The following is a 14862-nucleotide window of genomic DNA, read 5'->3' as shown; positions in this document are numbered from 1 at the left end:
ACCCCCATGTCGATGAGCCCTCCCCGCAAACCCCGCATCCTTGCCATTGCCGAGGCCGCCAATCCCGAGTGGGTCTCGGTGCCGCTGGTCGGCTGGTCGCTCGCCACGGCGCTGCGCCAGGTCGCCGAGGTGCATATCATCACGCAGGTGCGCAACCGCGACGCCTTCCTGCGCGCCGGCATGGTCGAGGGGGAGGACTTCACCGCCATCGATTCCGAAGCCTTCGCCCGCCCGATGTGGAAGCTCGCCGAGCTGCTGCGCATGGGCGAGGGCAAGGGCTGGACCATGGTGCAGGCGATCAACGCGCTGAGCTACCCCTACTTCGAGCGGCTGGTCTGGCGGCGCTTCGGGCCGGGGATCCGCGCCGGCGAATGGGACGTGGTGCACCGCATCACCCCGCTCAGCCCCACCGTCGCCTCGCCGCTGGCCGGGCTGTGCGCGCGCGCGGGCGTGCCCTTCGTGCTCGGGCCGCTGAACGGCGGCGTGCCCTGGCCCAAGGGCTTCGACGCCGAGCGCCGGCGCGAACGGGAATGGCTGAGCTACCTGCGCGGCGCCTACAAGGCCCTGCCCGGCCGCGGATCGACGCTGCGTCACGCCAGTGCGATCCTCGCGGGCTCGCGTCACACCGCGTCCGAGATTCCCTCCCGCCACCGGGACAAGCTCATCTACCTGCCCGAGAACGCCATCGACCCGGCCCGGTTCAACAAGCGGGCGGCCCCCGCGCCCGGCCCGCTGCGCGCCGCCTTCGTCGGGCGGCTGGTGCCCTACAAGGGACCGGACATGCTGCTCGAGGCCGCGGCGCCCCTGCTTCGCGACGGACGCCTGCAGCTCGAGATGGTCGGCGACGGGCCGATGCGCGGCGACCTCGAGGCGCAGGTGAAAGCACTCGGGATCGCCCATGCCGTCACCTTCCACGGCTGGCTTGATCACCACGCGGTGCAGGACGTGCTCTGCCGCTGCCACCTGCTCAGCTTTCCGTCGATCCGCGAGTTCGGCGGCGGCGTGGTGCTCGAGGCGATGGCGCTGGGGGTGGTGCCGATGATCGTCGATTACGCCGGGCCCGCCGAGCTGGTCACCGCGGCCAGCGGGATCAAGCTGCCGTGCCGCGACCGCGCCGGGATCACCGCCGCCTTCCGCGCCGCGCTGGAGCGCCTCGCCGACGCCCCCTCCGGCCTGCCCGCCATGGCGCAGGCGGCGCGGGCGCGCGTCCACGCGCAGTTCACCTGGGCGCGCAAGGCGGCGCAGCTGGCAGAGGTCTACGACTGGATCGCCCGGGGCCGTCCCGCGCCGCCGCCGGACCTCCTGCGAGACGGGCAGGCCTGACCCGATGCATTGGCGCTTCGATGAAATTACCCCAAGCCGCTCGCAGTTTCGCAACACTTTTGCGGCTACCCTCCGGGCACCCGCCTTTGCCTTGCGATGCGGCCGCACGCCTTCCTATAGTCGCGAACATGCGCACGCCGGGGCGCGAGGCGCACCTGCCCCTGTCGGGGTCGTTCCATATCGAGTTCGCATCATGTTGAGATCCGCTCCGGTCATGCCCGCCTCCGTCCCACCCTCAGATGGCTGCCCCGCCCATGCGTGATCCGGCAGCCCCGCGCGATCCCGCCCACGCCCCCATGCCCTACCGCCCCGACATCGACGGGCTGCGGGCGGTGGCGGTGCTCTCGGTGGTGCTCTACCACTTCGGCCTGCCCTGGCTCGGCGGCGGCTTCACCGGGGTCGACGTCTTCTTCGTCATCTCCGGCTTCCTGATCGGCGGCATCCTCTGGCGCGAGTACGAGGCCGAGGGGCGCATCCGCCTCGGCGCCTTCTACCTGCGCCGCTTCCGCCGCCTCGCCCCGGCCTTCTTCACCATGGCGCTGCTCACCACGGCGCTCGGCGCGGCGCTGCTGCTGCCCTTCGAGTTCCGCGAGTTCGGCAAGTCGCTGATCGCCGCCACGGTCTACCTGTCGAACGTGCTGTTCTACCGGCAGGCGGGCTATTTCGACACCGGCGCCGAGATGAAGCCGCTGCTGCACACATGGTCGCTGGCGGTGGAAGAGCAGTTCTACATCGTCCTGCCGCTGCTGATCCTGCTGCTGTCGCGCAAACGCAGCCTGCTGCTCCTGGCGCTGGTCACGCTCTGGGCCGGCTCGCTGGGCTCCTCGATCCTCGCCACGCCGACGCATCCGGGCGCGGCCTTCTACCTCTTCCCGTTCCGCGCCTGGGAGCTGCTCTCGGGCGTGCTGCTGGCGATCTGGGGGCTGGAGACCGGGCGCGTCTGGCGCGGTCACCCGGCGCTGAGCTGGGCCGGTCTGGCGCTGGTGCTGGGCTCGGTGCTGCTGATCCCGGCAGGACCGCTCTTTCCCGGCCTGCTGGCGCTCGCCCCGGTTCTGGGCGCGGTGCTGCTGATCGGCAACGGCACCGGCGCGAGCCCGGTGAACCGGGCGCTGTCGCATCCCGCCGCGCTGTTCTTCGGGCGCATCTCCTATTCGCTCTACCTCTGGCACTGGCCGGTGCTGTGCCTGTCGCTCTACCTGCGCGGCGAGTACTCCGGCGCGCTGGAGGCGCTGTGCTGGATGGCGCTCTCGGTGGCGCTGGCCTGGCTGTCCTGGCGCTTCGTGGAAACCCCGATGCGCCGCGCCCGGCTGCCGGGGATCGCCATCGTGGGGGGCACCGCTCTGGCCTCCGCGGCAACGCTGGGTGTGGGCGCCTGGCTCTACCTCGGCGACGGGCTGGCGCAGCGTTTCGGCCCGTCGGTGCGCCCGCATATCGCCGCCTCCGCCGACTTCCTGCAGGACTGGAGCCGCTGCACCACCCCTGCGGGCGGCCCGCTGATGGGGATCGAGACCTGCCCGATCGGCCCCGAGGGCCCGCCGCAGGTGCTGGTCTGGGGCGACAGCCACGTGCGCGCCTTCAAGGAAGGGCTCGATCTCGCCGCCCATGAGGCCGGGGTGCCCGGCCTCATCATCTGGCGCGCCGGCTGCCCGCCGCTCTTCGGGGTGCGCAAGACCGAAAGCGCCGCCACCCCGGCGCAGGACCGCGCCTGCACCCAGGCCAACCTGCAAATCCGCCAGGCCCTGCCAGCGATGCCCGACCTGCAGCGCATCGCCCTGATCGGGCGCTGGACCTATTACGCCCATGGCGCGGGCATCGGGCTCGACGCGGCCAACACCATCAGGATCTTCCCCATCGATGCGCCAACCCCGGCCGATGCGCCGCAATCGCAGATCGTCGCCGAGGCTGCGCGCACCACGGTCGCCGAACTGCGTGCGGGCGGGGCCGAGGTCATCGCCCTGCGCCAGCCGCCCGAGATCCCGCGCTACGACAGCCGGCTGGCCGCGCGCGAAACGGCCCACGCCGGCTGGCCGCTGGCGCCCGCCCCCGTCACCGAGCCGGAGGTGGCGCGCGGCATCCTGGATCAGCGGGTCTCCGAGGCCGAAGCGCCCTGGCGCGCCATGGCCGAGGCAAACGAGATCACCCTCGTCGACACCTGGCCGCGCTTCTGCGATGCCGCGGCCTGCCACGCGCTGCACGGCAGCGCCGAGGGGATGCAGGGCTGGTATTTCGACAACAACCACATCACCAACACCGCCGCCCGCGCCCTGCGCGATCTCTTCGCCCCGATCTTCGGCACCAAGGTGGCCGGCCTGTGAGCCATCCGCTGACCGAAACCCGCTGGGACGCCATCGTCATCGGCACCGGCATCGGCGGCGGCACGCTCGGCCGCGCGCTCGCCGAGGCCGGGCAAAAGGTGCTCTTCCTCGAACGCGGCCCCGCCGGGCAGCGCGCCGCCCGCAACGGGCTGTCAGAGGTCTTCGTGCCCGAGGCGCGGCTCGCCCGCGGCCTCTGGCCCGAGCCGCTGCACGCGCGGGTGGACGGTGTCGAAACCTCTTTCTACGCCCCGCTCGGCGCAGGGCTAGGCGGCTCCTCGGTCTTCTATGCCGCAACGCTCGAACGGCCCGAGCGGCACGATCTCGACGATCTCTCCGACCTGCCGCACCCCTCGGGCGGCTGGCCGGTGGGCTATGATGCTCTGCGTCCCTGGTACGACCGCGCCACAGAGCTCTACCGCCTCCACGGCACGCCCGACCCGCTCTCGCCCGAGCCCGCGCCGGCCCTGCGCGAACCGCCACCGCTCAACGCCACCGAAACCGCGCTGATGCGGGTGCTGGAGGCGAACGGGCTGCACCCCTACCACACCCATACCGCCATCGACCGCGGGCCGGACTGCCTGCGCTGCCTCGGCAGCAAGTGCCCCCGGACCTGCAAGATGGACGGGCGCTCCGCCGGGGTGGAGCCCGCCTTGGCCACCGGAAACGCCATGCTGCTCGACCGCACCGAGGTGACCCGCCTGCTCGGCAGCGGCGACCGGGTCGAAGGCGTCGAGGTCCGCCGCGACGGCGAGACCCATGTGTTCCATGCCGAAACCTATGTCCTGGCCGCCGGGGCGCTCAACTCGCCGCGCCTGCTGCTGGCCTCGGCCTGCGAGGCCTGGCCGGAGGGCGCCGCCAATGGCTCGGGCCGCGTCGGGCGCAACCTGATGTTCCACCTCAACGAGATGTTCGCCCTCTGGCCGCCGCGCGGCACGTCCGATCACGGCGCGACCAAGGCGATCTCGCTGCGCGATCTCTACCACGCCGAGGGCACGCGCATGGGCACGGTGCAGGCCATGGGCATCCGCGCCTCCTATGGCGAGATCACCTTCTACCTGAACCGCATGCTGGCCCGCTCGCGCCTGCGCCGCCTGCCCGGGCTGAGCCAGTTCACCCGGGTGCCCGCCGCCGTCGCGGCGAAGCTCTTCGGCCATGCGCAGATCTTCGTCGGCCTGCTCGAGGACCTGCCCTACCCGGAAAACCGGGTCACCTACGATCCGGCGCAGCCGCAGCGGCTGTCGGTCGACTACACGCTGCACCCCGAGCTGCTGCAGCGCCGCCGCGCCTTCCGCAAGGCGATCTCGCGCGCGCTCAAGGGCCAGCGCCGCCTGTTCCTCGGGCACGCGCCCGAGCTGAACTTCGGCCACCCCTCGGGCACGCTGCGCTTCGGGATGGATCCCCGGACCTCGGTGCTCGACGCGGAGTGCCGCACCCATGGGCTGCGCAACCTGCGGGTGGCGGATGCATCGTTCATGCCCAGCTCGATGGGGGTGAACCCCAGCCTGACCATCGCCGCCAATGCCCTGCGCGTGGCCGGTTCGATCCTCAAGGAGGGCAGATGACACAGCTCACCCCCGACAGCGGCATCGCCGTGGTCACCGGCGCGGGCTCCGGCCTCGGCCGCGCCATGGCGATCGAGCTGACGACGCGCGGCTTCACCGTCGCCGGCCTCGGCCGTCGCCGCGCCGCGCTCGAAGAGACCCGCGCCAAGGCCGTGCCGGGACGCTTCCACCTCTACCCCGCGGATGTCGCCCTCCCGCAGGAGGTCGCCGAGGCCTTCGCCCGCATCCGCGCCGAACACGGGCGCATCGCGCTGCTGATCAACAACGCCGCGACCTACCCGCGGCGCGACATCCTCGACGAAAGCGCCGAGAGCTTCATGGCGACCGTCGCCACCAACCTCGGTGGCACCGTCGCCTGCTGCCGCGCCGCGCTCGAGGGTATGGTCGAGGACGGGCACGGGCGCATCCTCAACGTCGCCACCTTCGCCGATCTCGCGCCACTGCCCGCGTCGTCGGCCTATTCCGTCTCCAAGGGGGCCGCGCGGATCTTCACCCGCACGCTAATCGCCGACCTCGCGGACCGCTTTCCCGAGATCGTCATCACCGACTGGATGCCCGGCATGCTGCGCACGCAGATGGGCCTCCCCGACGGGCTGCCCCCGGAGCAGGCGGCGCGATGGGGCGTGGCGCTGGCGCTGCAGGCCGATCCCGCGCTCACCGGCGCGACCTTCGAGATGGACCGGGAAGTCCTGCCGCCACGCGGCAGGAAGGGCAGGCTCAAGGACCTGCTGCTCATGCGCCGCCGCAAGCCGCGCCAGATTACGCCGGGCTGACCGCCCCCTAGGGCCGGAGCGTGAAGAAGCGCAGCAGCAGCGCCCGCACCGATTGCGCGGGCAGGATCAACAGGCAGCGCAGGTAGCGCAGCCCGAGCCGTCGCGGGTTGTTCACCGCCCGCCACAGCCATTCCATCGCCAGCTTGCGCGTCCACTCCGGCGCGCGCTGCTGCGCCCCGGCAAAGAAATCCAGCCCCGCGCCGATCCCGGCAAAGCCGACATGCGGCAGCAGCTTGCGGCCCACGGCGCCGAAGATTTCCTGCTTCGGCGCCCCCAGCGCCACGAAGCACAGCCCGGCGCCGGACTCCGCGATCTCGTCGAAGACGGCCCGGGCTTCGGGCGCCTCGGGATCGAAGCCCATGGGCGGCGAGACCAGCGCCACCACGGTCAGGTCGCGCACCTCGCGCTCGAGGTAGCTGCGCGCCCGCGAGAGCGCCGCGGGCGTGCTGCCGACCAGCGCCACGCCGATGCCCTGCTTGGCCGCAATCCGGGCCAGCGGCAGGATCGCGTCGGAGCCGGGGATCAGTTCGACCGGGCGCCCGGCAAGCCGCGACAGCCAGACGATGGGATTGCCATCCGCGACAACGAAATCCTGCGCCGCATAGGCGGCCCGGAAGGTTGCCGAGCGGCGCAGCTTCACCAGATGGTCGAGGTTCATCGTGGCCAGGGCAAAGCCCTGCCGCTGCGCGAGTCTTTCGGTCACCCGCGCCTGCAGCGCTGCCCAGTTGGGCACGCTGATGGCGACGCGCTGGCCGCCAACCCGAAATTCCATGCGCGGATCCATTGGCGCGCGACATCCCCTTTTCGCCCCGCCGGAGAATGTGACCCATGGCCCCGGGTGATCCTAGCGCAGCGGCGCGATTTGCCCCCGACCGTGGCCGCCGTGCCGCAGTCTCGAGACAAATGCGCCGCATTCCCGGCAATGCGACGAAGAGACCTGCGCATGGTCGAATTTCGGTCAAAGTTCTCTGCTCATTGGTGCCCCGAAGGCGCCTCCAGAATGCGCATCCAGTCTTTGCACGACCCCTAGTCAGGTACCCCGATGATCGCCCTCCGCCTCCCCCGCCCCGCGCACCGCGCCAGCGCGCCCTGCCGCGCGACGGGCCGTCGATGAGCGGGACCATCGCCCTCCTGGGCTGCGGCTTCGTCGCGGACCTCTACCTGCGCTCGCTGCAGGCAATGCCGGGCCTCTCGGTGCACAGCGTGCACGACCGGGACACGGAGCGCCTGTCGCGCTTCTGCGCCCATTGGCAGCTCCGCGCCGCGCCCGATCTCGAGACCTTCATCGCCGGCCTGCCCGAGGGCTGCGTCGTGCTCAACCTCACCAATCCCGCCGAGCATTTCGCGCTGAACCTCCGGCTGCTCGAGGCCGGGCACCACGTCTACTGCGAAAAACCCCTCGCGATGAAGCTGGAGCAGGCCAAGGCGCTGCACGCGCTGGCCGCCGAAAAGGGCCTGCTGCTCGCCTCCGCGCCCTGCTCGGTGCTGGGCGAGGCGGCGCAGACGCTGGGCCACGCGCTGCGCCACGGCACCGCCGGCACGCCCCGCGCGATCTACGCCGAGCTCGACGACGGGTTCGTCCCGCAGGCGCCCTACGGCAGGTGGCGGAGCGAGTCCGGCGCCTCCTGGCCCCACGAAGATGAGTTCCGCACCGGCTGCACGCTGGAGCATGCGGGCTACTACCTGACCTGGCTGATCTCCTGGTTCGGCTCGGTGCGCAAGGTGGTCGCCGCCTCGACCGAGGTGCTGCCGGACAAGGCCGGGCTCGGCACCGCGGCGCCCGATCTCTCGGTCGCCACGCTGTTCTTCGAGAACGGGCCGGTGACCCGGCTCACCTGTTCGATCGTCGCCAGCCACGGCCATGGCATCCGGATCTTCGGCGACTCGGGCGTGCTGAGCTGCGAGGCGTCCTGGGACAATGCCGCCAAGGTGCGCTTCGCCAAGCGCCGGGTGCTGCGCCGGAGGCTGGTCGAAAGCCCCTTCCCGCGCCGCCTCCGGCTGCCGCAGCCGACACACCCCAAGGTGAAACGCTGGGGCGCCGCGGCGATGAACTTCATGCTCGGGCCCGCCGAGATGCTGGAGGCCCTGCGCGAGCGCCGCCCCTGCCGCCTGTCCTCGGACTTCGCGCTGCATCTGACCGAGGTGACGCTGGCGATCCAGAACGCCGGCGAAGACACCGGCCCGCAGGTGATGACCACCCGCTGCGATCCAATGGAGCCGATGCCGTGGGCCATGTGACTGGCACCGAACAGGGCCCGACACCGGGCCCCGCCCGCATCCTGCTGACCGGTGCCACCGGCTTCGTCGGCCGCGCGGTGCTGGCCGAGGCCCGTGCGCAGGGGCTGCATGTCACCGCCCTCCGCCGGTCGCCCGCGCCGGAGACGGGCGTGCAAGGCAAGGGCGTGAGCTGGATCGCGGCGGATCTGTCGGATCCCGCCTGCATCCCGCGCCTGCGCGCCGCGGCGCAGGGCTGCTCCGCCGTGATCCATGCCGCCGCCCATCTCGGCTCCGACGTGGCTGCGGTCAGCGCCGCCACCGTGGACGGCACCCGCCACCTGCTCGCCGCCCTCGACGGGCTGCCGCTGCATCTCGTGCTGGTCAGCTCCATCGGCCTCTACGACACCGCGCGGCTTGCCCCCGGTGCCGAGGTCACCGAGACGACCCCGCTCGAGTCCGCCGCCGGCGCCCGTGACGCCTATGTCGCCGGCAAGCTGGCGCAGGAAGCGCTCTGCCGCGCCTCGGGCCTGCCGCTCTGGATCCTGCGTCCCGGCGTGATCTTCGGCGCGGGACGAACGTGGAACGCCCACCTCGGCCCCGCCCTCGGCCCGCTGCTGATCCGCGTCGGTACCCGCGGAGAGCTGCCGCTCGCCCATGTCGGTCATGTCGCCAAGCGCCTGCTGCAGGCCGCCCTGCGCCGCCCCGAGGGGCTGCGCGTGGTCAATGTCATCGACCCCGACCGCCCCGACCGCACCCGCTTCCTGCGCGCCCATGCCGCCTCGGGCTGGCCGAAGCTCGTACTGCCGCTGCCCTGGCCGCTGTGGATGCTGGCCGCCCGGCTGCTCTCGCCGCTCGCCTCCCGGCTGCCCGGCCTGCTGCGCGTGCCGATCCTCAAGGCCCGCATGATGCCGTTGCGCTACCCGGACCGCGGGCTCATCGCCGCGCTCGGCCCGCTGCCGCAGGACCGCTTCGGCACGCTCATGGCCCGCGCGCTGCGGGAGAGCCGCGAATGAGCCTGCCGAAGCTCGCCTACCTCACCGGCGAATACCCCCGCGCCTCGGACACCTTCATCCAGCGCGAGGTCGCCGCCCTGCGCGATCTGGGCCACGAGGTGCTCACCTGCTCGATCCGCACCACCGGGCCGGAGCACCTCGTCGGCCCCGAGCAGCGCGCCGAACACGCGCGGACCTTCAAGGTGCTCGAGGCCTGCAAGTCGCCGCTGCGCCTGCTCCGCGCCCATGCCCGCTGGCTGCGCCGGCCCCGCCGCTACCTGCGCGCGCTGGCGCTGGCATGGGGGACCGCGCCGAAGGGGCTGAAGGGCCGCGCCTACAACCTGATCTACTTCGCCGAGGCCGGGGTGCTGGCCGACGCGTTGGCCGAGGCAGGCGTGCAGCACCTGCACAACCACATCGCCAAGGCCTCCTGCACCGTCGCCATGCTGGCCTCGGAGCTCTCGGGCATCCCCTACAGCTTCACCATCCACGGGCCGGACATCTTCTTCGAGCCGCAGCACTGGCGCCTCGACGAAAAGACCCGCCGGGCCACCTTCGTCGCCTGCATCAGCGCCTTCTGCCGCGCGCAGCTCATGTGCTTCGCGGACCGGGGGGACTGGGCCAAGCTGGAAATCATCCACTGCGGCATCGATCCCGCGCGCTACGCGCCCTCGGCGCACGACGGCCAGAGCCTGCTGTTCGTTGGTCGGCTCGCCGGGGTGAAGGGCGTGCCGGTGCTGCTGCGCGCGCTGGCCGCGCTCGCTCCCCGACACCCGGAGCTGCGCCTGCGCCTGATCGGCGACGGCCCCGAGCGCAGCGCGCTGGAGTCCCTGGCGGCAGAGCTGGGCATCGCGGAGCGCTGCGCGTTCCTCGGCTACCGCGCGCAGGCCGAGGTCGCCGAGGCGCTGACCGGGGCGGACGTCTTCGTCCTGCCGAGCTTCGCCGAGGGCGTGCCCGTGGTGCTGATGGAGGCGATGGCCGCGCAGGTGCCGGTGGTGACCACCCGCATCGCCGGGGTGCCCGAGCTGGTCGAGCATGGCACCAGCGGTATTCTGGTGCCCCCGGGCGAGGTGGAGGCTCTGGCAAATGCGCTGGACACCCTGCTCGCCGACCCCGCGAGCCGCCGGACCATGGGCGCCGCAGGTCGCGCCAAGGTGGCGGCCGAGTTCAACGCGACGACCGAGGCGGCGAAGCTCTCCGCCCTCTTCAGCGCCGCGGAGCCCGGCGCATGACCCCGGTCGACGTGGTGCTCATCGGTCGCAACGAGGGTGCCCGGCTGGTCGCCGCGCTGGCCTCAGTCGTGGGGCAGGCGCGGCAGGTGGTCTATGTCGACAGCGGCTCCACCGACGGCAGCCTCGCCGAAGCCCGCAAGGCCGGGGCCAAGGTGGTCGAGCTGGACCTCAGCGCCCCCTTCACCGCCGCCCGCGCCCGCAACGCGGGCTTCGCCGCGCTCGACGATCCGCAGCTCGTGCAGTTCATCGACGGCGACTGCGCGCTGGTGCCCGGCTGGCTGGAGGCCGCCCGCGCCCAAATGCAGGAAAACCCAAAGACCGCCCTCGTCACCGGCTGGCGTTCGGAGATCCACCCCAATGCCAGCCTCTACAACCAGCTTTGCGATGTGGAATGGCACCGCCCGGCGGGGATCATCCAGACCTGCGGCGGCGACATGATGCTGCGCGCCGAGGCCTTCAGCGAGGTCGGCGGCTTCGACCCCACGGTGATCGCTGCCGAGGACGACGAGTTCTGCACCCGCCTGCGCAAGGCGGGCTGGACGCTCGAACGCCTGGCGCGGGAGATGACCCGCCACGACGCCGCCATGCTGCGCTTCGGACAATGGTGGCGCCGCGCCGTGCGCACCGGCCACGGCTTTGCGCAGGTCGGTCATCTGCATCCCGAGTATTTCACCACCGAGCGCAAGCGCGCGCTGGTCTACGCGCTGCTCCTGCCGCTGCTGATCCTGCTCGGTGCCGCTGTCTTCTGGCCGCTCGCCCTCGCGGCGCTGGTCGCCTACCCGCTCAACTGGGTCCGCACCGCGCAGGGGCTGCGCCACGAGGGGCTCCCCGCCCCCGAGGCCCGCCGCCATGCGCTGCTGCTCACCCTGTCCAAGTTTCCCAACCTCATCGGCATGGCCACCTTCCACTGGCGCCGGCTGAGGCAGGCGCCCATGCGCCTGATCGAGTACAAGTAAGGAGCCCCCATGCCGCAACCCATCCGCGTGGGCCTCATCGGCGCCGGTTACATCGCCAGCTGGCACGGAGATGCGCTGAAGGCGACCCCGGACGCGCAGGTCACCGCCGTCTGCGACCTGTCGGAACCCGCCGCCGAGGGGCTGGCCATGGCCTACGGCGCGGTTCCCTTCACCTCTGTCGAAGCGCTGATCCGAAGCGGCGCCTGCGACGCGGTGCACATCCTCACCCCGCCGCAACTGCACGCGGAACTGGCGCAAGAATGCCTGCAGGCCGGGCTGCACGTTCTGGTGGAAAAGCCGGTGGCGGTGAGCCTTGAAGAGACCCGCGCCATCGCCGAGACAGCCGAGGCCGCCGGAAAACGCTTCCATCCCGGGCACAACTTCCTCGGCCTGCCGTCCTACGTCCGGATGAAGGGAGCGCTGCTGGCCGGCACCTATGGCCGCGTCTCGCAGGCCGAGATCACCTGGGCGCTGCCGCTGGCGCCGCTGCGCTCCGGCCCGTTCAACCTGTGGCTGCTGCGCGCGCCAAAGAACCTGCTGCTGGAGCTGGGGCCGCACCCCTTCGCCTTTGCCGTCGACCTCTTCGGCCCGCTCGACATCCTGCACGCCGAGGCCACCAAGCCGATCGCCCTGCCCGGCGACGACATGCGCCCGCAGGGCTTCCGCATCCTCGCCCGCGCCGGCGGCGTCGAGATCACCTTCCACCTGTCGATGGTCGAGACGGTGGACGACCGCTCTGTTACCCTGCGCGGCTCCTCGGGGCGGGCGCGGCTCGACTATGCCGCCGACACGCTGGTGGTGGACCGCGAGAACGCCTCGGACCTGATCGTGAACCCGCTTCGGCGGCAGCTCGACCAAAGCTGGCAGCACCTGCGCGAAGGCCTCCGCAATGCCGCGATCCAGACCGGCTCGCTGAACCAGAAGGGCCCCTATGCCCAGAGCTTCCGCGGCATGATGGCGGCCATCTACGGACCGCTCGCCAGCGGCCAGCCGCAGGACAGCCGCTTCAGCGCCGAGAGCGCGCTCACGGTGATGCAGGCGCTCGAGGCGGCCATCGCCAAGCTGCCGCCCGAGGCGCTGGAGGTGAAGGCCCCCGCCGTGCAGACCCGCAAGCCGAAGCCCACCGCCATGGTGATCGGCGGCACCGGCTTCATCGGTCGTGCCCTGACCCGGCGGCTGGTGGCCGAGGGCCAGGACGTGCGCGTGCTCTCGCGCGGGCGCCACGGCCCCTTCCCCGATCTGCCCGACCGGGTGGAGACCGCCCCGGTCTCGCTGCATGATCTGGACGCGCTCACGCAGGCCATGCAGGGCATCGACACGGTCTACAACCTCGCCCGCTCGCTGGAGACGACTTGGGCCGGGGCGCTGGTCAACGACGTCGGCGTCTCCACCCGCATCGCCATGGCCTGCGAGGCGGCTGGGGTGACTCGGCTGGTCTACACCGGCACCATCGCCAGCTACGACATGTCCGACCCGCATGTGCAGATCACCGAGGAGACGCGCTTCCCCGAGGACATGACGGACCGCAACCTCTACGCCCGCTCCAAGGCCGAATGCGAACGCCAACTCATGAAGCTGCACGCCGAGCGCGGCCTGCCGGTGACCATCGCCCGGCCCGGCATCGTGGTCGGCCATGGCGGGCCGCTGCAGCACTGGGGCATCGGGCGCTGGCACGGCGCCGGCGCGGTGCGCATCTGGGGACCGGGCCACAACCTGCTGCCCTTCGTGCTGATCGACGACGTGGCCGACGGGCTGCTGCGCATGGGCACCGACCCTGCGGCCATCGGCCAGAGCTTCAACCTCGTGGGCGAGCCGATGCTCACCGCGCGCGGCTATTTCGACGCCATCGAGAAGACGCTCGGCGCACGTATCCGCGTGAACTCGGGCAACCTGACGGTCTTCTATGCCAGCGACGCGGTGAAATACGGGCTGAAGAAATACGCGCTGCGCAAGAAGGGCCTCGTGCGCCCCTCGCTCGCCGACTGGAAGAGCCGGGCGCATTTCTCGCCCTTCGTGAACGAGAAGCCGAAGACCGTGCTGGGCTGGCAGCCCGAGGCCGACCGCGCGCGCTTCCTCCAGAAGGCCATCGGCGAGGCAAACCTCTTCGGCTTCTAGGCAAACGGAGGGGCAGAGGGTCCACGCAGGGCGTGAACAATCCCCCCATTTCCTCCTTATTCTTGACCGAATCTCATGACGTTATGACGCTGAAGATCACGAGCGCCCGCCCTCTGCGCGTCCTTGCCTTGCGGCGGGTCGGCGCAGCGGTCATGGCCTCGACGTAGGATCAGCAGGCAGAGTGCCCGCGTGTTTAGAGTGCCCGCCTGTGCGGTGCGGAGAGACGAGTATGGTAGAACGCCGCAAGTTCCAGCGCCGGAAGCGGGCCGAGGAGACGCCGGAGGATCCGCCGATCCTGCCGCTCGAACGCCGCGAAGAGCGGCTTGCCCGCCGTCAGGCCGACCGCGAGGCCGAAGAGGCCCGCGCCCAGCAGATCCGAACCGAACAGATCCGAGCCGAGCAGGCCCGCGCTGACCAGCACCGCGCCGAAATGGAAACCGCCCGCCGCCAGTTGGCGGCCACGCGCGCCCGGGCCACCGCCCCGCGCCCGAAGCCAGAGCGGCCGGAACACTCCGCAGCCCCCCGCGCCGAGACCGTGCGTCCTGCCCGCGTTCAAAAGACCGCCGCCCCCGCCCCCATGCCGGAAGACTCAGTGCCCGGCCCGTCCCCGCGGACCTCCGCCCCGCGCCCCGGCGCGCTCTGGGACCGGCTGCCGGTTTTCGAGATCGACAGCGGCCACCTTGACCGCAACCGCATCATCACCGCCAGCCGCGAAGACCCGGCCCATGCCGCCTTCGACGTGCTGCGCACCCGGCTGACCCAGGCGCTGGCCGAGAACGGCTGGACCCGCGTCGGCATCACCTCGCCCAGCAAGGGCTGCGGCAAGACCTTCACCGCCGCCAACCTCGCGATTTCGCTGTCGCGGCAGGAGGGGCTGCGGGCATTGCTGATGGATCTCGACCTGCGCAACCCGTCTCTGCACAAGGTCATGGGCGTGCGCGCGCCCGGTGCCATGGGGGCGCTGCTGCGCGGCGTGGTCTCGCCCGAGGCGCATCTGATGCGCATGGGCGAGAACCACATCCACGCCGGGCACAACATCGCCTTCGGCTTCAACGAGGTGGTCGAACCCTATGCCGCCGAGCTGCTCAACGCCCCCGCCACCGCCGAGGTGATCACCGCGATCGAGGCGCAGCTGAAACCGGACGTGATGCTCTTCGACCTGCCGCCCGCGCTCTACTACGACGACGTGCTGGCCTTCCGGCCGCAGATCGACGGCGTGCTGATGGTGGTCGGCGGCGGGCTGACCACCGAGCGCGAGATCCGCGAGGTCGAACGCCGGCTCGGGACCGAGACGCCGCTGCTCGGCATGGTGCTGAACAAGGCCGAGGGCACCAACCTCAAGAAGTACCAATACTGAAAAAGGCGGGCCCGGGCCCG

Annotated in this window: 11 protein-coding genes; 10 read left to right on the top strand and 1 reads right to left on the bottom strand. The window is 71.6% G+C overall.

The window, feature by feature from the left end; translation table 11 throughout:
* Positions 1-12: 12 nt before the first annotated feature.
* The 4 genes from LC039_RS10860 (at position 13) to LC039_RS10845 (ending at position 5973) form a co-directional block, all read left to right on the top strand.
* Entirely contained in the window at positions 13-1323 is a 1311-nt protein-coding gene (locus LC039_RS10860; protein WP_226624035.1) for a glycosyltransferase family 4 protein, read from the top strand.
* Positions 1324-1577: 254 nt separating this feature from the next.
* The gene (locus tag LC039_RS10855; RefSeq protein ID WP_226624033.1) at positions 1578-3638 is read left to right on the top strand and encodes an acyltransferase family protein; all 2061 of its coding nucleotides are present in this window, start codon (positions 1578-1580) and stop codon (positions 3636-3638) included.
* Entirely contained in the window at positions 3635-5200 is a 1566-nt protein-coding gene (locus tag LC039_RS10850) for a GMC oxidoreductase (RefSeq protein WP_226624032.1), read from the top strand. The genes LC039_RS10855 and LC039_RS10850 overlap by 4 nt, the downstream gene beginning before the upstream one ends.
* Positions 5197-5973: an SDR family oxidoreductase gene (locus LC039_RS10845; protein ID WP_226624030.1), complete on the top strand. Its 777-nt coding sequence runs from the start codon at positions 5197-5199 to the stop codon at positions 5971-5973. Before LC039_RS10850 ends, LC039_RS10845 begins: the two co-directional genes overlap by 4 nt.
* Before the next feature lie 7 nt (positions 5974-5980).
* Here the strand turns inward: LC039_RS10845 and LC039_RS10840 are convergent, their stop codons facing one another.
* Positions 5981-6745, bottom strand: a complete 765-nt coding sequence (locus LC039_RS10840; RefSeq protein WP_226624028.1) for a WecB/TagA/CpsF family glycosyltransferase — start codon at positions 6743-6745, stop codon at positions 5981-5983.
* Between the two features lie 338 nt (positions 6746-7083).
* On the opposite strand from LC039_RS10840, the gene LC039_RS10835 reads away from it, so the two are divergent.
* The 6 genes from LC039_RS10835 to LC039_RS10810 all read left to right on the top strand — a co-directional run bounded on the left by LC039_RS10835 (position 7084) and on the right by LC039_RS10810 (position 14842).
* Positions 7084-8211, top strand: coding sequence for a Gfo/Idh/MocA family protein (locus LC039_RS10835; protein WP_226624026.1), 1128 nt, complete (start codon positions 7084-7086; stop codon positions 8209-8211).
* A complete protein-coding gene (locus LC039_RS10830; RefSeq protein ID WP_226624025.1) occupies positions 8199-9203 on the top strand; it encodes an NAD-dependent epimerase/dehydratase family protein in 1005 nt (334 codons plus the stop codon). Before LC039_RS10835 ends, LC039_RS10830 begins: the two co-directional genes overlap by 13 nt.
* Positions 9200-10414 (top strand): glycosyltransferase, encoded by a 1215-nt coding sequence (locus LC039_RS10825; protein WP_226624023.1) that lies wholly within the window; start codon positions 9200-9202, stop codon positions 10412-10414. Before LC039_RS10830 ends, LC039_RS10825 begins: the two co-directional genes overlap by 4 nt.
* Entirely contained in the window at positions 10411-11370 is a 960-nt protein-coding gene (locus tag LC039_RS10820) for a glycosyltransferase (protein WP_226624021.1), read from the top strand. Before LC039_RS10825 ends, LC039_RS10820 begins: the two co-directional genes overlap by 4 nt.
* A gap of 9 nt (positions 11371-11379) precedes the next feature.
* A complete protein-coding gene (locus LC039_RS10815) occupies positions 11380-13485 on the top strand; it encodes an NAD-dependent epimerase/dehydratase family protein (RefSeq protein ID WP_226624020.1) in 2106 nt (701 codons plus the stop codon).
* Positions 13486-13714: 229 nt separating this feature from the next.
* Positions 13715-14842 carry a CpsD/CapB family tyrosine-protein kinase gene (locus LC039_RS10810; RefSeq protein WP_226624017.1) on the top strand — a complete coding sequence of 376 codons (1128 nt, stop codon included), beginning with the start codon at positions 13715-13717 and terminating at the stop codon, positions 14840-14842.
* Positions 14843-14862: the final 20 nt, after the last annotated feature.

Source organism: Alloyangia pacifica, assembly GCF_020524285.1.
GTDB lineage: Bacteria > Pseudomonadota > Alphaproteobacteria > Rhodobacterales > Rhodobacteraceae > Salipiger > Salipiger pacificus_B.
Note: the sequence above shows the minus strand (reverse complement) of the source record. Positions and strands in the feature narration are given on the sequence as shown.